This is a genomic window from Paracoccus methylarcula, assembly GCF_003007735.2.
Lineage (GTDB): Bacteria > Pseudomonadota > Alphaproteobacteria > Rhodobacterales > Rhodobacteraceae > Paracoccus > Paracoccus methylarcula.
The window spans coordinates 255,913-272,613 of the sequence record NZ_PXNQ02000001.1; the positions used below are offsets into that span (position 1 = coordinate 255,913).

A 16,701-nucleotide genomic window follows, 5' to 3' on the forward strand; every position below is an offset into this window, starting at 1 on the left:
TTAGCCGCTGTTGCGGGATGGATGAAATCACTTTCACGCGGGGATCTTGCAACATCGCCCCGAAGCGCCGATCTTGGGGAGACAAGGAGACCAGATGAGCAGCAGCCGCGAACAGTCCGAATCCGAGAACCTCACCGGCAAGGTCCTGATTGCCATGCCGGGGATGAGCGATCCACGCTTTCAGCGCTCGGTCGTACTGATATGCGCGCATTCCGATGACGGGGCGATGGGGCTGGTGCTGAACCGGCCATTGCCCGAGATCGATTTCGGCGACCTGCTGGAGCAGCTGGAGATCGAGGCCGATAACGGCGCCCGCCTGATCGAGGTCCGCTTTGGCGGGCCGGTCGAACCCGGAAGGGGCTTCGTGCTGCACAACGTGCCCGAACATGGTAGCGATCCCGAGGGGCGTTTGCGTATCGGGCAGGACCTGGCAATGACCACCACCCGCGACATTCTCGAGGATCTGGCGCATGGGGGCGGTCCGGAATCGGCCGTTCTGGTCCTTGGATATGCGGGCTGGGGGCCGGGGCAGCTCGAGGACGAGATGCTGCAGAATGGCTGGCTGGTGGGCGATAGCGCCGAAGAGCTGGTCTTCGGCGGCGATCACGATGTGAAATGGCAAACGGCGCTGCGGGCGCAGGGCATCGACCCGTCGCTCCTGTCGGCTGCGGCGGGGCGCGCCTGACCGGCGGCGCCCGGGCGCGGCCCGATGCGGTTGCGCGAAAAGGACCTTAACGGAATTCCGGGAAGAACAGATCCGAGGGCGTGAAGATCTCGAAACCGTCCGAGGTGACGCCGATCGAATGCTCGAACTGGGCCGAAAGGGATTTGTCGCGGGTGACGGCGGTCCAGTCATCGGCCAGCGTCTTGGTCTCGGCCCGGCCGAGATTGATCATCGGCTCGATGGTGAAGAACATGCCTTCCTCCAGCACCGGGCCTTTGCCGGCTCGCCCGAAATGCAGGACGTTGGGCGGTGCATGGAACACCCGCCCCAGCCCGTGACCGCAAAAATCCCGCACCACCGACATCCGGTGCCCCTCGGCATAGGTCTGGATGGCGGCGCCGATATCGCCAAAGGTCGCGCCGGGACGAACCGCCTCGATCCCCTTCATCAGTGAATCATGGGTCACCTGGATCAGCCGCTGCGCCTTGATCGACGGCTTTCCCGCCACATACATGCGGCTGGTGTCGCCATACCAGCCATCGACGATCACGGTCACGTCGATATTCAGGATATCGCCGTTCTTCAGGCTTTTCTCGCCCGGGATGCCGTGGCAGACGACATGGTTCACGCTGATGCAGCTTGCGTGCTGATAGCCGCGATAGCCGATCGTTGCCGAGGTGGCGCCAAGCTCCTCGACCCGGTTGCGGATGAAGTCGTCGAGCGTCGCCGTTGTCACGCCCGGCTCCACCAATGGGCCTACCTCGTCGAGAATCCTGGCGGCCACGGCGCCCGCCTTGCGCATGCCTGCGAAATCCTGCGGCGCATGGATGCGGATGCCTTCCTTGGTGATGCGGCTTTCTTCGTCCATCGGTTGTCCTTTCCTATGGGCGCATAGATAGTCGCAGCGGCCCACTTGTTCCAGCCCCATGCGCAGGCATAGAAGGGGATGGTAAAAGCAAGGGGCAGGACCATGCAATCAGACAATCCCACGGCAGCCATCCTGGTGATCGGCGATGAAATCCTGTCGGGGCGCACGCGCGAGGGGAATGCGCATCATCTGGCGGGGGTGCTGACGGCCACCGGGTTCGACCTGCGCGAGATGCGGATCGTCGCGGATGACCATGACCAGATCGTGGCTGCGATCCGGGCCCTGGACAGCTCTCTGGGCGGTGCCTATGACCTGCTGTTCACCTCGGGCGGGATCGGGCCGACGCATGACGACATCACCGCCGATGCGGTGGCCGCCGCGCATGGCACCACGGTCGAGATCAACGACGAGGCGCGGGCGCTTCTGCAGGCGCGCTGCGACCGGATGGGGGTGGAACTGACGCCGAACCGGCTGCGGATGGCGCGGGTGCCGGTCGGGGCGACGCTCATCGACAATGCGGTCTCGGCGGCGCCGGGTTTCTCCATCGGCAGGACCCATGTGATGGCCGGCGTGCCCGAGGTGTTCCGCGGCATGGTCGATTGGCTGATCCCGCGATTGCCGGGTGGGCAGCCCGCGCAATCGCTGAGCGTCGAGGTGCGGCGTGGCGAAAGCGAGGTGGCCGAGGAATTGCAGGCCTTGGCCGCAGAATTCCCCGATCTGTCGATGGGGTCCTATCCTTTCCACGACGAGCGTGGCTGGGGCACCAACCTGGTCGTGCGCGGGCTGGACGGCGAGCGGGTGGCCTTCGCGATGTCGGAACTCAAGCGGTTGCTGAAGCTGTGATGGACGCGGCATTGGCACAGGCCTTCGAGGCGACATGGCCCGCCGCGGAATATGCGGATGCGGGCGGATTCCGCGTCGGCAGAGGTTTGGGCGCAGGTGGTCGCGTCAGCTCGGCCAGGGCTTTGACCGGCTGGAAAGACAGCGATATTCCGGAAGCCGTCAGGCTCCATGAGCAGTGGGGGCAACCGCCGCTGTTCCGCGCGCTGGACGATGATGCGAAGCTGATCGCGGCGCTGGAGGCACAGGGTTTCCGGCGCGAGAACCCGACCGCGATCATGGAGATCGAAACCGCCGCGCTGACGGATCGGGATTTGCCGCCGGTGACGGCCTTCGCAGTCTGGCCTCCCATGGCGATTCAGCGCGAGATCTGGAGCGCGGGCAATATCGGACCGGCGCGGCAGGCGGTGATGGAACGGGTGGAGGAGCCCGTCACATCGATCCTCGGGCGGGTCGCGGATCGTGCCGCCGGGGCCGCATTCGTCGCGATTCATCAAGGCGTCGCCATGGTCCACTGCGTCGAGATCCTGCCGGGTTTGCGGCGCAAGGGTCTGGCGGGCTGGATGATGCGGCAGGCGGCCTTCTGGGCGGCGGAGAACGGGGCGGATCGGATCGGACTGGCGGTCAGCCGGGGGAATGAGGGGGCGGTGGCGCTGTATCGCAGGCTCGGTTTCCGCGAGATGGCCGGATACAGCTATTACGCAAGGTCCGCAGGATAGGCCACGCAACACGCGTTCTGCGTTGCATCATGTCTGGGTGTGCAACGGGGATTGATTCCGTTCACGTCGCAATTGACGGGTATTTCCGCGCATTGCTTCCATAATGGAATCAATGATCGCCCTGTTGTGCGGGCGGTGGCAGGCTCAGCCCGGCCGGACCGGTCTTGCCCGTCCCTGATCGTCGAGGGCAACGAAGGTGAAGGTCGCTTCGGTGACCTTTTCGCTCTGATTGCGGTCCCGTTCCCGTTCCCGCCGCCATGCCTCGACATGGATATGCATCGAGCTTCGGCCCACCCGGACAAGATCGGCGAAGAGCGAAACCTCGTCTCCTACCTTGACGGGACGCAGGAACTTCATTCCCTCGACCGCGATGGTCGCGCTGCGGCCCTGCGCTGTCAGCGCGGCGACGGTGCCGGCGGCAAGGTCCATCTGGCTCATCAGCCAGCCGCCGAAGATGTCTCCGGCCGGATTGGTGTCGGCGGGCATCGCGATGGTGCGGATGGTCGGGTTCGCAGAGGGTGCAGAGATGGGGTCTGACATGGGAAAGCCTTCCTCGTGAAAACTGAATGGTTGGATTTTATCCGGTTGCTTCAAGGATATAGCGCGCGGTCATCAGGTCGAGATGCGCGCCGCCGCCATTCTTGGCGAGGGTGATCTCGGCATCGGATTGGCGCGCGTAGCGGCCCGAGGGCAGATCGTAGAAATCGGCGACGATATCTTCTTCGGTGATCGCGCCGCTATCCAGCGGCATCTGGATTTCGCCGATATGGCCGATGGTTGTGCTGCGGCTGTCAACGAAGAGACGGGCGCGGCGGATGGCCTCGTCATCGATTTCGCGCATGTCGGGGCGATAGGCGCCGATCAGGTCCAGATGCGTGCCGGGTTGCAGCCATTCGCCGCGCAGAACCGGCTCTTTCGCCATGGTGGTGGTGGCGATCAGATCGGCGTCGCGGGTGGCCGCCGCAAGATCCTCGACCGCCGTGGCATCCACGCGTTCGGCCAGGTCGCGGGCGGCGCTTGCGGTGCGATTCCAGATGGTTATGCGGATATCGGGAAATAGCGCGCGATAGGCCTCGACCATCGAGGCCGCGACATTACCCGCGCCGACGATCAGCGCCTGCCGGCTGTCCTTGCGGGCGAGGCGGCGGGCGGACAAGAGGCTGTCTCCCGCGGTTTTCCACTTGGTCACAAGGTGAAAATCGACGATCGCCTGCAACTGGCCGGTGGTGTCGTCGAACAGGTTTACCGCGCCGTTGATCATCGGCAGGCCATTCGCGGGGTTGCCCGGGAAGACCGCCGCCGGCTTGACCGCCAGCCCCAGCCCGTCGATCCAGGCGGAGCGGGTCAGAAGCGTATCCTCGCCGCGATAAAGGAAACTGTCGGCAACCTCGGCCCGTGGCAGGCTGTGACCACGCGCCAGCGCGTCGGTCAGGGCGATCCAGTCCAGCCGGGACTCGGCGTCGGAAGTGATGATCTGCATGCTCGTATCCTCGTCTTTGGCATTCAGCTAGAGCAGAACCGGACGGGATGGAAAGCATTGCGCAACAGCCTCGATTGCCAGGACGCCATCCGCCATTGTAAAAATCCTGTCTATCCGATGGCAGAGGAGGCGCGTCATGGAGCAATTCACCGGAGGCTGTCTGTGCGGCGATCTCCGGATCACGGCCTCGGGCCCGCCATCCCGTGTCGGCATCTGCCATTGCCTCGACTGCCGCAAGCATCACGGGGCGCTTTTCTACGCCGCCGCGATATTTCCCCGGGACGCGGTGAGCATCGAGGGCGAGACACGCGATTATGCGGGGCGGTGTTTCTGCCCTCGCTGTGGATCGTCGGTTTTCGCGCGCAGCGGGGATGAGATCGAACTGCATCTGGGCGCACTGGATTCCCCGAACCAATTGGCGCCTAGCTATGAAAGCTGGATCATCCGGCGCGAATCCTGGTTGCCGGAATTTCCGCTTGCCAGACGGTATGACCGGGATCGCGATGGAGAATAGCGGAGGTCTTGTTGCACGCATGCCGGGAATTGCCAGCCGCAAGGAGGTGAACTAACCTCACCCCGGCAGCGTGCTGCAAGGAACCTCAGGGGGATAGCAAGAAGATGATTCAGGAGTTCAAGGAATTTATCGCCAAGGGCAATGTCATGGACATGGCCGTGGGGATCATCATTGGCGCGGCTTTCACGGCGATCGTGACATCGCTGGTTGATGACCTGATCAACCCGATTATCGGGCTGGTGACCGGCGGCGTCGATTTCACCAATAAATATATTATCCTGTCGGGCGAAGTTGCCGATGGCACCAGCTTGGCCGCAGCGCGCGAGTCGGGTGCGGCGGTCTTTGCCTATGGTTCGTTCCTGATGGCGGTGCTGAACTTCCTCATCATCGCATGGGTGGTGTTCCTGCTGGTCAAGGCCGTGAACCGCGCCAAATCCGCCGCAGAGAAAGAGGAGGCGGCAGCAGAGGAGGCGTCCGCAGGTCCGTCGCAGGAAGAATTGCTGGCCCAGATCCGCGACTTGCTGGCGGCGAAGGGTTAAGCCTCGAATGGCGCGCCCGGTCCCGGGCGCGCCGGTTTTTCTCATGCGCTCAGCAATTGCTCGGGCGTGATCGCCGGCAGGCCCAATGCCTCGCCCACGGGCAGCGATGTCAGCTTGCCCTGATGGGTGGAGAGCCCGGCCCGCAGATGCGGATCATCGGTGACCGCCTGCCGCCAGCCCTTGTCGGCCAGCGCCAGCAGGAATGGCAGGGTGACATTGCCCAGGGCCTGGGTCGAGGTTCGCGCAACCGCGCCCGGCATGTTCGCCACGCAGTAATGCACCACCCCATCCACCTCGTAGATTGGATCCTGGTGCGTCGTGGCGCGCGAGGTCTCGAAGCAGCCGCCCTGGTCGATGGCGACATCCACCAGGACCGAGCCCTGCGGCATGGTCGAAAGCTGTTCGCGCGAGATCAGCTTGGGCGCGGCCGCGCCGGGGATCAGCACCGCGCCGATCACCATGTCGGCGGTCTGGATCAGTTCGGCGGTGGTGGCGGCATTGGCATATTGGGTGGTCAGCTTGCCCATGAACACGTCGTCCAGATAGGACAGCCGCGGCACGGAGCGGTCCATGACCGTCACATTCGCCCCCATGCCCACCGCAACGCGCGCGGCCGCGGCACCGACCACGCCGCCGCCGATGATGATGACATTGGCCGGACGGACGCCCGGCACGCCGCCCATCAGCACGCCGCGCCCGCCATTGGCCTTTTGCATTGCCCATGATCCGACCTGCGGCGCGAGGCGTCCCGCCACTTCGGACATCGGCGCCAGAAGCGGCAGGCCGCCGCGCGCATCCGTCACGGTTTCATAGGCGATCGAGGTGACGCCGGAATCCAGCAGGTCACGGGTCTGGTCCGGGTCCGGTGCAAGATGCAGATAGGTGAACAGAACCTGCCCTTCGCGCAGGAGCTTGCGCTCGACCGCCTGCGGCTCCTTGACCTTGATGACCAGATCGGACCTGTCAAAGATCGCCGCCGCATCCGGGGCGATCTCGGCGCCGATGGCCTGGTAATCCTCGTCGGTGAAGCCTGCGCCAATGCCCGCGCCGGTCTCGATCAGCACGTCATGGCCGCGCAGGATCGCCTCGGCGGCATTGGCGGGGGTCAGGCCCACGCGGAATTCCTGCGGTTTGATCTCCTTCGGGCAACCGATTTTCATGAAGCTGCTCCTCCCTTCGTGTGGAACCATTCACAATAACATTGCGGACAGATTGCCAGAAAATCGCCGCAAGGTGCTGCGAAGCTGTGGCTACGGGGCAGGGGGTTTCGGTAGAAAGCATTGCAATTGTCGAAAATATTCGAAGAATATCCCATCATGTCCGAGATTGACGCAATAGACCGCCGAATCCTTGCCCTGTTGCAGAAGCAGGGCCGAATCAGCAATGCCGAGCTGGCCTTGCGGGTGCATCTGTCGCCAAGCGCCTGTCACCGGCGGGTGCAACGGCTGGAGGAGGCGGGCGTGATACAGGATTACGTCGCCCTGCTGAACGCGCGGAAATTGCAGCGGCAGACCACGGTTTTCGTCGAGATCACCCTGTCGGGGCAGGCGGACGAGTTGCTGGACGCGTTCGAACGGGCGGTGCGGGCGATTCCCGATGTGCTGGAATGCCACCTGATGGCGGGCACGGCCGATTACCTGCTGAAGATCGTGGTCGAGGATACCGACGATTTCGCCCGTATCCATCGGCAACATCTTGCCCGCCTGCCGGGTGTGGCGCAGATGCATTCGTCCTTTGCGCTGCGTACGGTGTTTCGGACGACCGCGATCCCGGTGTGACCGGAGCCCTTTGACAAGCGGGCTGCCGCGTGGTCATCATCCGGCAAATCCATCAAATGGGGCTGTCATGACCAAGCATTCCACCGATCTTCGGACTCTTCTGCGCGATCCGTCGCTTTTGGAAACACGGGCCTTCCTGGCCGGGGAATGGGTCGATGCCGGCGATGGCGCGACATTCGACGTGATCAATCCGGCGCGTGGCGACGTGATCGCGCAGGTCGCCGATCTGAGCCGGGCCGAGGTGGCGCAGGCCATCGCGGCGGCGGGCGAGGCGATGAAGGGCTGGGCGGCGCGCACCGCCAAGGAGCGCGCGCAGGTGATGCGCAAATGGTTCGACCTGATGATGGCCAATCAGGATGATCTGGGCCTGATCCTGACCGCCGAGATGGGCAAGCCCCTGCCCGAGGCCAAGGGCGAGATCGCCTATGGCGCAAGTTTCATCGAGTGGTTCGGCGAGGAGGCCAAGCGCGTTTACGGCGAAACCATCCCCGGCCATCAGCCCGACAAGCGGCTGAGCGTGATCCGCCAGCCGATCGGGGTGGTGGCCTCGATCACGCCGTGGAACTTCCCCAACGCGATGATCGCCCGCAAGGCTGCGCCCGCGCTGGCCGTGGGCTGCGGTTTCGTTGCGCGGCCGGCTGCCGAAACGCCGCTTTCGGCGCTGGCCATGGCGGTGCTGGGCGAGCGGGCGGGACTGCCCAAGGGTATCCTGTCGGTCGTCACCTCGTCGCGTTCGAGCGAGATCGGCAAGGAGTTCTGCGAGAACCCGCTGGTGCGCAAGCTGACCTTCACCGGCTCGACCGAGGTGGGCCGCATCCTGCTGCGCCAGGCCGCCGACCAGGTGCTGAAATGCAGCATGGAACTGGGCGGCAACGCACCCTTCATCGTGTTTGACGATGCCGACCTGGATGCCGCGGTCGAGGGCGCGATGGCCTCGAAATTCCGCAATAACGGCCAGACCTGCGTCTGCGCCAACCGCATCTACGTGCAGGCCGGGGTTTATGACGAATTCGCCCGCAAACTGGCCGAGGCGGTGGACAAGCTGACGGTCGGCGACGGGCTGGAGGACGGTGTCACAACCGGTCCGCTGATCAACGAAGCCGCCGCGCTGAAGGTGGAAGAGCATATCAAGGATGTGCTGGATCACGGCGGCGCGGTCGCTACCGGCGGCGAGCGCATTGACGGGCTGTTCTTCAAGCCGACGGTGGTGACCGGCGTGACCGACAGCATGAAGGTCACGACCGAGGAAACCTTCGGCCCGCTGGCCCCGCTGTTCAAGTTCGAGACCGAGGAGGAGGTGGTCGCCAAGGCCAATGACACGATCTTCGGGCTGGCCTCGTATTTCTATGCCCGCGATATCGGCCGGATCACGCGGGTCCAGGAGGCACTGGAATATGGCATCGTCGGCGTGAACACGGGCATCATCTCGACCGAGGTCGCGCCCTTTGGCGGTGTCAAGCAATCCGGGCTGGGGCGAGAGGGCAGCCGCCACGGCATGGATGACTTCCTCGAGATGAAATATATCTGCCTGTCGATCTGAACGATCAATGAATATGGAACGAAATCGCCCGGTTAAGCATTCCTTGGGACGAGGGGCCTACCGGGTCGCCATCAACCAAGAGGGGAGAACCTGAATATGGAAGGAATTGGCTGGATCCTGACGATCATTCTGGGCGGGCTTGCCGGGTGGATCGCCGAGAAAGTCATGAAATCGGATCATGGTCTGCTGACGAATGTCATCTTGGGTGTCGTCGGCGCGCTTGTCGGCAACTGGCTGCTGCGCACGCTGCTGGGATCGACGCTTGGCGGGACCTTCGGGCAATTGGTGGTCGCCGCTGCCGGTGCCTGCCTGCTGATCTGGGCCTATCGCGCCATCCGCAGCAAGACCTGACCGGTTCGACCTGCAAGAACAGAAAGGCCGGCGCGATTGCCTCGCACCGGCCTTTTGCAATTCCTCGATCCGGACGGAATCAACGCTTGTCGTCTTCGTCCTCGTCATCCTCGTCCTGCTCGGGCAGGTTGAAGAAACTGTCGGCATCCAGTTCCTGTTCGCGCGGCCGTTCGCTTTCGTCATCCTTCGACAGCGAGAAATTCTCGAGCCCGGCGATTGCTGTCGGCAGGCGCGCCTCGTCATCCTCCATCGCCAGCGAGGTCTCGGTGCTGACCAGCTTGCGGCGTTCGTCATCGGTCATCACGTCGCCGTCGGTGCCGCGCTTCTTGGCGGCCTTCTGCACGGCGGCATCCAGTTCGGTCTGCTTGCACAGGCCAAGCGCGACCGGATCGATCGGCTGGATGTTCTGGATGTTCCAATGCGTCCGCTCGCGGATCGCGGTGATCGTGGGCTTGGTGGTGCCGACCAGCCGGGAGATTTGCGAATCCGCAAGTTCTGGATGGAACTTGACCAGCCACAGGATCGCCGCCGGACGGTCCTGGCGCTTGGAAAGCGGCGTGTAGCGCGGCCCCCGGCGCTTTTCCTCGCCCTCGGCGGCGGGATTGTGCTTCAGGCGCAGCCTGTAGGCCGGATCGGCCTCGCCCCGCTTGATCTCTTCGGGGGAAAGCTGGTTCGAGGCGATCGGGTCATAGCCCTTGACCCCGGCCGCCACATCGCCATCGGCGATTCCCTGCACCTCGAGCTCGTGCAGACCGCAGAAATCACCGATCTGCTTGAAGCTGAGCGTCGTATTGTCGACCAGCCAGACGGCGGTGGCCTTGGCCATCAGTGGCTTGTTCATGTCAATCTCCTTCGCGTCTCTACCCCGAAGCCATGGCCTGCTTGGGCCGGGAATCGGCTTTTGGCGGGCGCCATTCCTCGGAATCGGGGGAATTGAGGGCGGATATAGCGATTCAGATGCGAAGAGAAAAGAGGATTCGCGCGATGAGGGGTGGACGGCGCCCGCAACCCGGCTAGTTTGACCATCATGAGAGACCTGTTTCGCGCCGCCCTGATCGCCCTGTTGCCATTCACCGCCCATGCCGAAGATGTCGCGGGCGAGTTCGACTATTACGTGCTGGCGCTCAGTTGGTCGCCGACATGGTGCAGCCTGACCGGCGATGGGCGCGATGCCGCGCAATGCGACCCGGAGCGGGATACGGATTTCGTCGTGCATGGGCTGTGGCCGCAATACGAGGATGGCTGGCCGCAGGATTGCCGCACGCGGGAACGCGATCCGTCCCGGCGGGAAAGCGCCGCCATGGCCGATATCATGGGCTCGGGCGGGCTGGCCTGGTATCAGTGGCAGAAGCACGGGCGTTGCTCGGGCCTGTCGGCGCATGGCTATTACGACGCGATCCGCGAGGCAGCCGCGCGCGCACCCATCCCCGAGGTGTTCGACGATCTTGCCCGGGATATTACCCTGCCGCCCTCGGTCGTCGAGGATGCCTTCATCGAGGCCAACCCGGATCTGACCCGCGACGGCATCACCGTCACCTGCCGCGATGAGGCGCTGCAGGAGGTGCGCATCTGCCTGACCCGCGACCTGGAACCCCGCGATTGTGCGCCGGATGCGCGCGAGGATTGTTCGATGCCGAAAATCCTGATGGAGCAGGTGCGCTGATCTTGACCCGTCGTCACACCGGGTCTAACCCGGCGACAAGACATCGAGGAGACATGCATGACCCCCCCCTATTCGCTGCTCATCCTGCCCGGAGACGGGATCGGTCCCGAAGTCATGGCCGAGGTGGTCAAGGTGATCGACTGGTTCCAGGCCAATCGCGGCATGCGTTTCGATGTCAGCCACGACCTGGTCGGAGGCGCGGCCTATGACAAGCACGGCACACCGCTGGCCGACGAGACGATGGCCCGCGCGCAACAGGCCGATGCGGTGCTGCTGGGCGCGGTGGGTGGACCCAAATACGATGATCTCGATTTCAGCGTGAAACCCGAGCGGGGCTTGCTGCGTCTGCGCAAGGAGATGGATCTCTTCGCCAATCTGCGCCCGGCGCAATGTTTCGATGCGCTTGCCGATTTCTCGTCGCTCAAGCGCGAGGTGGTGGCGGGGCTGGATATCCTGATCGTCCGCGAATTGACCTCGGGCGCTATTTCGGCGAACCGCGCGGCATCCATGACGATAACAACAATCCCGAGAACGAGGGTGGCCGCGTCGGCATCAACACGCAGCGCTATACCAGCGGCGAGATCCGGCGCGTGGCGCGCTCGGCCTTTGAGCTGGCGAAGCGGCGCAGCAACAAGGTCTGCTCGATGGAGAAGGCCAATGTCATGGAATCCGGCATCCTCTGGCGCGAAGAGGTGCAATGGGTCCACGACAACGAATACCCGGATGTCGAGCTGTCGCATATGTATGCCGATAACGGCGCGATGCAGCTTGTCCGCAAGCCGCAGCAATTCGACGTGATCGTGACCGACAACCTGTTCGGTGACATCCTGTCGGACGCGGCGGCGATGCTGACCGGCAGCTTGGCATGCTGCCCTCGGCCAGCCTGGGGGCGCCGATGGCGAATGGCCGGCCCAAGGCATTGTATGAACCCGTGCATGGCAGCGCGCCCGACATCGCCGGACAGGGCAAGGCCAATCCCATCGCCTGCATCCTCAGCTTCGCCATGGCGCTGCGCTACAGTTTCGACCAGGGCGATGCCGCGGCGGAGCTTGAGGCCGCGGTCGAGCAGGTGCTGGCCGATGGTGTCCGCACCCCCGACCTGATGGGTCCCGAAGGGGGCACGCCGGTCAGCACCGCCGAGATGGGCGACAGGATCGTCGCGGCTCTTGCAGCCGGGAAATAGGTGCAACTGACCGGAAATGTTCGGGGCGTATTGCTGCAACTCGCGGCGATGGGCCTGTTCGCGACCCATGACGCCGTCATCAAGACGCTTGGCGGCAGCTATCCCTCGCATCAGATCCTGTTCTTCGCCTCGCTTCTGTCATTTCCGCTGGTCTCGATCATCCTGCTGCGTGATCCCACCTCGGGCACGCTGCGTCCCAACAACCCGGGCTGGCTGATCCTGCGCACCGCCTGCGCGATCTTGGCCGGGCTTGCGGGGTTCTTTGCCTTCTCGACCCTGCCGCTGACACAGGTCTACGCGATCCTGTTCACCACGCCGCTGCTGATCACCGTCCTGTCGATCCCGGTTCTCGGGGAAAAGGTGGGCCTGCATCGTTGGGGCGCGGTGATCGTCGGGCTATGCGGGGTGCTGATCGTCTTGCGGCCCGGCACCCATCCGCTGCAACCCGGCCATTTCGCCGCGATGATCGGGGCTTCGGCCAGTGCCATGGTCGCGGTCGTCACCCGCAAGCTTGGCAATCGCGAGCGGCCGCTGGTGCTGATGATGTGGCCGATGCTGGGCAATTTCGTCGTGACCGGCGGAGCGCTGACACTGCAATACCAGCCGATGCCGCTGCAGGATCTTGCACTGGCCGGGCTGATCTCGGTCTTCGGGCTGGCGGGCGGATTGCTTGTCATCGCCGCCTATCGCGCCGGAGAGGCCGCCATCGTCGCGCCGATGCAATATTCGCAGATCATCTGGGCCAGCCTGTATGGCTGGTTCCTGTTCAACGAGATGCTGGACCTGCCGACATTGATCGGGGCATTAGTGATCATTGCCTCGGGTCTTTACATCGTTTGGCGCGAAGGCAGCGGCGGAAATTCTGTGAACCGCCCGGCAACTGCGGCGCGCCTGCGAAACGAGTCGGTCACTGCACCGAAAGCGGCCATATTGCAAAGATTGTTGCATCCGCGCCGCTGACAGGTCTTGCATTCCACCCCGGCTCGCGCTACCTGCCCACCCTACGGTCGGAGCGTAGCGCAGCCTGGTAGCGCACCTGCTTCGGGAGCAGGGGGTCGGAGGTTCGAATCCTCTCGCTCCGACCAGTTTAAACTTGTGTGGATTGCCACAATAGTCGTCCCTTTTTGCCACTATGCTTCCTTTGCGGCAGCAGTACTGACCAACATCACAAGCTCAGGCTCCGTGACAGCCAGGCTTCATTGCAGCAGTCGGTGATTTGAAGGTGGAAGTAGGAATTCGAGAATCTCGGCCCACAGCGGACTTTAGGCCATCGCCTCTATCGAGCCTACTTCGGGTCAAAGCGGCTGTGCGAAATCGTCGCCGAACGTCCCTTTCTTCTAGGCAGCGTCGAGGGCCTCGAACTCCGTCTATCGGCGCCGTTTAGCCATCATTCTACACCAAGTCCACCGCTCTTCGGCCTCGTTGAACCAATCGGCATAGGCAGTCAGGATGAACTCGCTTATCGGACCGTGCTAGGAGCCGAGCTACGGATACTTTGGCCATTCTAGGGTGCATTGAGCGATTTAGATGGTGAAGTTCTTCATCCTCCGATCGTCGATCTCCTACTACAGGCCGAGTACAAACACATAGCGCTCATGAAGCTTCTAAGAACTAGACTACTCGACAAGAATGATTAGACTAACGAGCATACGGATGGGAAAAAATTTTGCTTGATTCAGACAAAGTTACCACCGCCAGTCATAGCGGTATTTCGGTGTTTCGACAACTTAAGGTCGGCCCCGAAGCAGTTCTGCAAGCTTCAGTAGAGAAAAACATTGCAAAATTGCTGCCCCTTTCTGCCGAGATTTCTTGGACAGGCAGTACCGTCCCGGTTGGTGCAGGTGTCCCGGACTTACTCCGGGCGAGTGTGCTGCCGGAGGCTGTCAAGCTTGCGGATGCTGATAGCGCGTCTCTGGCGATCCTTGGATATTTGCGCGCGGCTCGACGTGCTCGCCTGGAAACCATCGCCGAACGTCTAGGTCTGAACGAAAGGTCTACTCTCAAGAAGCTTGATCTACTCCAGACGCATGGCGTCATCGAGCAAACCCGGAAAACCTTTAACTTGGCGCAGCGCTGGCAGAATATCTTGGGTGACGTTTCGGCAATCGAGGTGAAGGTTTCAGATTGGAAAAGAGCTGTTGCGCAAGCGTCGCGGAATAGGATTTTTGCACACCGTTCCTTTGTTGCTCTGCCGGAAGGTGTTGCAAAGCGTGTGAAGGACGAATTAGCTTTTTCTTCGTTGGGCTTGGGGCTTATTTCAATCGACGACGATGGCGTTAGCTGCGTGATAAAGCGCGCAAGGAAGTCCACCCCAAAATCTTGGACATACTACTATACTGTCGCAGCGAGAGCTGCAGGAGACTTAAAGGCTTCAGGTAATGATGTTCCAGGTTAATATAAACGACGCGAGTCAACAGCATCCTGACTACGAATTTGTCACCGCCCTTACTCCAAGCGCGCAAAAGGCCGCCTTCCACGTTAGGCGCAATGGCGAAGATTTTTGCTTGAAGATTATTGCCCCGACGCAGTCTCTTGAAAGAGTTCAGCGTGAAGTGCTGGCGATGCAAACCCTTAACCATCCTAACGTGGCAAGAGTCGTTGAGTACGAGTATAGTGCACGCGGCGGAGAAACGCGACACTACTTGGTAGAAGAGTTTGTGGCTGGGACTGACCTCTCACACTTCCTCGCAGCTCGCGGGAACCTGAGCCTGGAGCAGATTAAGAATATTTTCGTTCCTCTTTGCAGTGGTCTTAATGCGCTGGCTGAAAATAGCATAGTGCACAGAGATCTGAAGCCTAGTAACATTAGGGTAGATAATAATGAAAATCCTGTAATAATAGATTTTGGCTTGGCCCGTCTTCTGGATATGGAAAGCCTTACAGCAACCGTTGAAGGTGCTATGTTGGGCACCCCTAAATATTTCGCACCAGAACAGTTGAGAGGTACGAAGAGAGACATCGACCCACGAACCGATCTTTATGCCTTAGGTGTGATCCTGTATGAGGCGGCCGTTGGGAAACACCCGTCAGTAGCAGATAGTCCAATGACATTTGATGAGCTGGACGAGGCAATTTGCACTTCGGAAGACTTTAAATCCGATCCGAATTATTTAGGGCTCAATCCCACTTTGAAACTTGTTCTGCAGCGACTGCTGGAAAAGGAAAGAGCGCGTAGACCGGCTAGTGCGGCGATGGTCGGAAATATCTTGAACGGTTTGGGGGCACAGCAATGAGACGCGGCGCTTGGCATCAATGTGGTGCTCGAAATCAAAAATTTATCCTCGAAATGCTTCAAGCTGGAACTGGTGTAGGTGTTATTCTAAGCCCCAAAGACCTAGCATATGAAAAGGCTCAAGAGTACGCCGGTGAGTATAGAAATACCGGAGGCGAAGTTCTACTTGACCCTCAGTTCTATGAGCCTGACTTTTCAGATGGAAAGCTTTCGAGCTACCCCATCGCGCAGTTTCGACAGTCGATCGCATCGCTAGGGGCACTGTCGGCCCCATCTTTTGCCAGCTTAACAGCCGCGCTCCGAGACGAAAACCAAGCCCTGGGCGCTAGTGCGGTTATTGCTCCCGCGATCCCCTACGAGGCTGCTCGGCCTGACATCGCACAGCTAAATGCTCGTCTCTTTGCGGCATCTAAAGCTGCCGGTGACACGCTCGGCATTCCCACCTACGCGACTGTCGTGATGGGAGTTAGCATCACGACTGCCCAAGTTGCGCAAACTATTTTGTCGCAGGCCACCGCCTTAAACGCTGATGGATGGTACTACGCTGTTGAATTCGACAGCGCGGAGCGTCTTCCCACAGATGTCGAAGCAGTATATCGGTATTGTTCTGCAGGTTTGACACTCGCTTGTACCGGGAAGCCAGTGCTGCACGCATACGCAGGACCTTTGGCCGGGCTGGCCTTCGGCGCCGGTGCGAGAGCAGCGGCGGTTGGCTTCTGGCAAAACTTATGGGGCTTTACGCGATCTCGGTTTCAGCCCTCAACCGGCCCGGGTGGCGGTGGTGATGCTCCGCCTCGCTTCTTTTCAACTCCCCTCTGGGGCACGATTGTATACCCCGACGAAGTGCTCCAATTACCGGCCGCTCTTCAGGCGACTGTTTTGGTGCAATCCCCATACTCAGCTTCAGTATCTCCGGTGACCGCCGCAGCTTGGCAAAAGTGGGATTCTTATCGGCATATGGTGTATCAGATGGTCGATTACATTAATCCGCTCGCTGCTTCAGTAAACGCTCGGCAGGCGATGCAGACAGTTGTCTCAGATCTGGCGAGTGCAAACGCCCTCCATCATCAGATTCACAGCGCAGGCTTGTTTCTTCGCGATGGAAGTAATTCTTATCAACCGGCTTGGGCTTCTGCCGGAACTAGGATGCTTGCAGACATGGCAAGCGACTACGTCTGGCTCCAATTACAAGGTGGCCCATAAAGCATGATGCGATTCAGTGCCATCCTTGACGGTCTTCCCAAAAATCGCATCGAGGAGCTTGTGCCCTAGCGCTTCCCAAAGCCGTCAACCTGCACCACATAGGTGATCAGCATCGCGCTTACGAGAA

18 protein-coding genes, 1 tRNA gene and 1 pseudogene are annotated in these 16,701 nt (G+C 61.5%); 15 read left to right on the forward strand and 5 right to left on the reverse strand.

Annotated elements, in window-relative coordinates:
* The first annotated feature begins 94 nt into the window (after nt 1–94).
* Nucleotides 95–685 carry a YqgE/AlgH family protein gene (locus A7A09_RS01155; RefSeq protein WP_106689547.1) on the forward strand — a complete coding sequence of 197 codons (591 nt, stop codon included), beginning with the start codon at nt 95–97 and terminating at the stop codon, nt 683–685.
* Between the two features lie 46 nt (nt 686–731).
* On the opposite strand, the gene map is transcribed toward A7A09_RS01155, so the two are convergent.
* Complete coding sequence (gene map / locus A7A09_RS01160; RefSeq protein ID WP_106689548.1) at nt 732–1,532, reverse strand: type I methionyl aminopeptidase; 801 nt, start codon at nt 1,530–1,532, stop codon at nt 732–734.
* A gap of 102 nt (nt 1,533–1,634) precedes the next feature.
* Here map and A7A09_RS01165 point away from each other — a divergent pair, with 102 nt between their 5' ends.
* The gene (locus A7A09_RS01165) at nt 1,635–2,375 is read left to right on the forward strand and encodes a competence/damage-inducible protein A (protein WP_106689550.1); all 741 of its coding nucleotides are present in this window, start codon (nt 1,635–1,637) and stop codon (nt 2,373–2,375) included.
* Nucleotides 2,375–3,091, forward strand: a complete 717-nt coding sequence (locus A7A09_RS01170; RefSeq protein WP_106689552.1) for a GNAT family N-acetyltransferase — start codon at nt 2,375–2,377, stop codon at nt 3,089–3,091. Before A7A09_RS01165 ends, A7A09_RS01170 begins: the two co-directional genes overlap by 1 nt.
* A gap of 144 nt (nt 3,092–3,235) precedes the next feature.
* Here A7A09_RS01170 and A7A09_RS01175 read toward each other — a convergent pair whose 3' ends face one another.
* Entirely contained in the window at nt 3,236–3,631 is a 396-nt protein-coding gene (locus tag A7A09_RS01175) for an acyl-CoA thioesterase (protein WP_106689554.1), read from the reverse strand.
* 37 nt (nt 3,632–3,668) lie between these two features.
* Nucleotides 3,669–4,571: an ornithine cyclodeaminase family protein gene (locus A7A09_RS01180; RefSeq protein ID WP_106689556.1), complete on the reverse strand. Its 903-nt coding sequence runs from the start codon at nt 4,569–4,571 to the stop codon at nt 3,669–3,671.
* 136 nt (nt 4,572–4,707) lie between these two features.
* Between A7A09_RS01180 and A7A09_RS01185 the strand changes: the two genes are divergently transcribed.
* Together A7A09_RS01185 and mscL are read left to right on the forward strand one after the other, a co-directional pair.
* Entirely contained in the window at nt 4,708–5,085 is a 378-nt protein-coding gene (locus A7A09_RS01185; RefSeq protein ID WP_106689558.1) for a GFA family protein, read from the forward strand.
* Nucleotides 5,086–5,189: 104 nt separating this feature from the next.
* Complete coding sequence (mscL, locus tag A7A09_RS01190; RefSeq protein ID WP_106689560.1) at nt 5,190–5,624, forward strand: large conductance mechanosensitive channel protein MscL; 435 nt, start codon at nt 5,190–5,192, stop codon at nt 5,622–5,624.
* Nucleotides 5,625–5,665: 41 nt separating this feature from the next.
* Here the strand turns inward: mscL and ald are convergent, their stop codons facing one another.
* The gene (gene ald, locus A7A09_RS01195; protein ID WP_106689562.1) at nt 5,666–6,784 is read right to left on the reverse strand and encodes an alanine dehydrogenase; all 1,119 of its coding nucleotides are present in this window, start codon (nt 6,782–6,784) and stop codon (nt 5,666–5,668) included.
* 156 nt (nt 6,785–6,940) lie between these two features.
* On the opposite strand from ald, the gene A7A09_RS01200 reads away from it, so the two are divergent.
* From A7A09_RS01200 to A7A09_RS01210, 3 genes are all read left to right on the forward strand, one after another.
* The gene (locus A7A09_RS01200; protein ID WP_106690018.1) at nt 6,941–7,402 is read left to right on the forward strand and encodes an Lrp/AsnC family transcriptional regulator; all 462 of its coding nucleotides are present in this window, start codon (nt 6,941–6,943) and stop codon (nt 7,400–7,402) included.
* Nucleotides 7,403–7,469: 67 nt separating this feature from the next.
* Nucleotides 7,470–8,942 (forward strand): NAD-dependent succinate-semialdehyde dehydrogenase, encoded by a 1,473-nt coding sequence (locus A7A09_RS01205; protein ID WP_106689564.1) that lies wholly within the window; start codon nt 7,470–7,472, stop codon nt 8,940–8,942.
* 96 nt (nt 8,943–9,038) lie between these two features.
* Nucleotides 9,039–9,293 carry a GlsB/YeaQ/YmgE family stress response membrane protein gene (locus tag A7A09_RS01210; RefSeq protein ID WP_106689566.1) on the forward strand — a complete coding sequence of 85 codons (255 nt, stop codon included), beginning with the start codon at nt 9,039–9,041 and terminating at the stop codon, nt 9,291–9,293.
* Between the two features lie 79 nt (nt 9,294–9,372).
* On the opposite strand, the gene A7A09_RS01215 is transcribed toward A7A09_RS01210, so the two are convergent.
* Nucleotides 9,373–10,134 carry a DUF1013 domain-containing protein gene (locus tag A7A09_RS01215; RefSeq protein WP_106689568.1) on the reverse strand — a complete coding sequence of 254 codons (762 nt, stop codon included), beginning with the start codon at nt 10,132–10,134 and terminating at the stop codon, nt 9,373–9,375.
* 186 nt (nt 10,135–10,320) lie between these two features.
* On the opposite strand from A7A09_RS01215, the gene A7A09_RS01220 reads away from it, so the two are divergent.
* From A7A09_RS01220 to A7A09_RS20470, 7 genes and pseudogenes are all read left to right on the forward strand, one after another.
* Nucleotides 10,321–10,956, forward strand: a complete 636-nt coding sequence (locus A7A09_RS01220; RefSeq protein ID WP_106689571.1) for a ribonuclease T2 family protein — start codon at nt 10,321–10,323, stop codon at nt 10,954–10,956.
* A 57-nt stretch (nt 10,957–11,013) separates the two neighbouring features.
* A pseudogene (gene leuB / locus A7A09_RS01225) lies at nt 11,014–12,139 on the forward strand (3-isopropylmalate dehydrogenase).
* Nucleotides 12,140–13,099: a DMT family transporter gene (locus A7A09_RS01230; protein WP_366465312.1), complete on the forward strand. Its 960-nt coding sequence runs from the start codon at nt 12,140–12,142 to the stop codon at nt 13,097–13,099. It abuts the pseudogene before it with no gap.
* Nucleotides 13,100–13,147: 48 nt separating this feature from the next.
* Nucleotides 13,148–13,224: transfer RNA gene (locus tag A7A09_RS01235), tRNA-Pro, on the forward strand.
* A gap of 581 nt (nt 13,225–13,805) precedes the next feature.
* The gene (locus A7A09_RS20465) at nt 13,806–14,534 is read left to right on the forward strand and encodes a hypothetical protein (protein ID WP_148043596.1); all 729 of its coding nucleotides are present in this window, start codon (nt 13,806–13,808) and stop codon (nt 14,532–14,534) included.
* Complete coding sequence (locus A7A09_RS01240) at nt 14,518–15,372, forward strand: serine/threonine-protein kinase (protein ID WP_106689573.1); 855 nt, start codon at nt 14,518–14,520, stop codon at nt 15,370–15,372. The genes A7A09_RS20465 and A7A09_RS01240 overlap by 17 nt, the downstream gene beginning before the upstream one ends.
* Nucleotides 15,369–16,574 carry a hypothetical protein gene (locus A7A09_RS20470; protein WP_148043597.1) on the forward strand — a complete coding sequence of 402 codons (1,206 nt, stop codon included), beginning with the start codon at nt 15,369–15,371 and terminating at the stop codon, nt 16,572–16,574. Before A7A09_RS01240 ends, A7A09_RS20470 begins: the two co-directional genes overlap by 4 nt.
* The last annotated feature ends 127 nt before the right edge of the window (nt 16,575–16,701 follow it).

Bases quoted from the DNA above. Each gene is read 5' to 3' on its own strand.
- A7A09_RS01155 (WP_106689547.1), top strand. From the start codon at position 95: ATGAGCAGCAGCCGCGAACAGTCCGAATCCGAGAACCTCACCGGCAAG.
- map (WP_106689548.1), bottom strand. From the start codon at position 1,532: ATGGACGAAGAAAGCCGCATCACCAAGGAAGGCATCCGCATCCATGCG.
- A7A09_RS01165 (WP_106689550.1), top strand. From the start codon at position 1,635: ATGCAATCAGACAATCCCACGGCAGCCATCCTGGTGATCGGCGATGAA.
- A7A09_RS01170 (WP_106689552.1), top strand. From the start codon at position 2,375: ATGGACGCGGCATTGGCACAGGCCTTCGAGGCGACATGGCCCGCCGCG.
- A7A09_RS01175 (WP_106689554.1), bottom strand. From the start codon at position 3,631: ATGTCAGACCCCATCTCTGCACCCTCTGCGAACCCGACCATCCGCACC.
- A7A09_RS01180 (WP_106689556.1), bottom strand. From the start codon at position 4,571: ATGCAGATCATCACTTCCGACGCCGAGTCCCGGCTGGACTGGATCGCC.
- A7A09_RS01185 (WP_106689558.1), top strand. From the start codon at position 4,708: ATGGAGCAATTCACCGGAGGCTGTCTGTGCGGCGATCTCCGGATCACG.
- mscL (WP_106689560.1), top strand. From the start codon at position 5,190: ATGATTCAGGAGTTCAAGGAATTTATCGCCAAGGGCAATGTCATGGAC.
- ald (WP_106689562.1), bottom strand. From the start codon at position 6,784: ATGAAAATCGGTTGCCCGAAGGAGATCAAACCGCAGGAATTCCGCGTG.
- A7A09_RS01200 (WP_106690018.1), top strand. From the start codon at position 6,941: ATGTCCGAGATTGACGCAATAGACCGCCGAATCCTTGCCCTGTTGCAG.
- A7A09_RS01205 (WP_106689564.1), top strand. From the start codon at position 7,470: ATGACCAAGCATTCCACCGATCTTCGGACTCTTCTGCGCGATCCGTCG.
- A7A09_RS01210 (WP_106689566.1), top strand. From the start codon at position 9,039: ATGGAAGGAATTGGCTGGATCCTGACGATCATTCTGGGCGGGCTTGCC.
- A7A09_RS01215 (WP_106689568.1), bottom strand. From the start codon at position 10,134: ATGAACAAGCCACTGATGGCCAAGGCCACCGCCGTCTGGCTGGTCGAC.
- A7A09_RS01220 (WP_106689571.1), top strand. From the start codon at position 10,321: ATGAGAGACCTGTTTCGCGCCGCCCTGATCGCCCTGTTGCCATTCACC.
- A7A09_RS01240 (WP_106689573.1), top strand. From the start codon at position 14,518: ATGATGTTCCAGGTTAATATAAACGACGCGAGTCAACAGCATCCTGAC.
- A7A09_RS20470 (WP_148043597.1), top strand. From the start codon at position 15,369: ATGAGACGCGGCGCTTGGCATCAATGTGGTGCTCGAAATCAAAAATTT.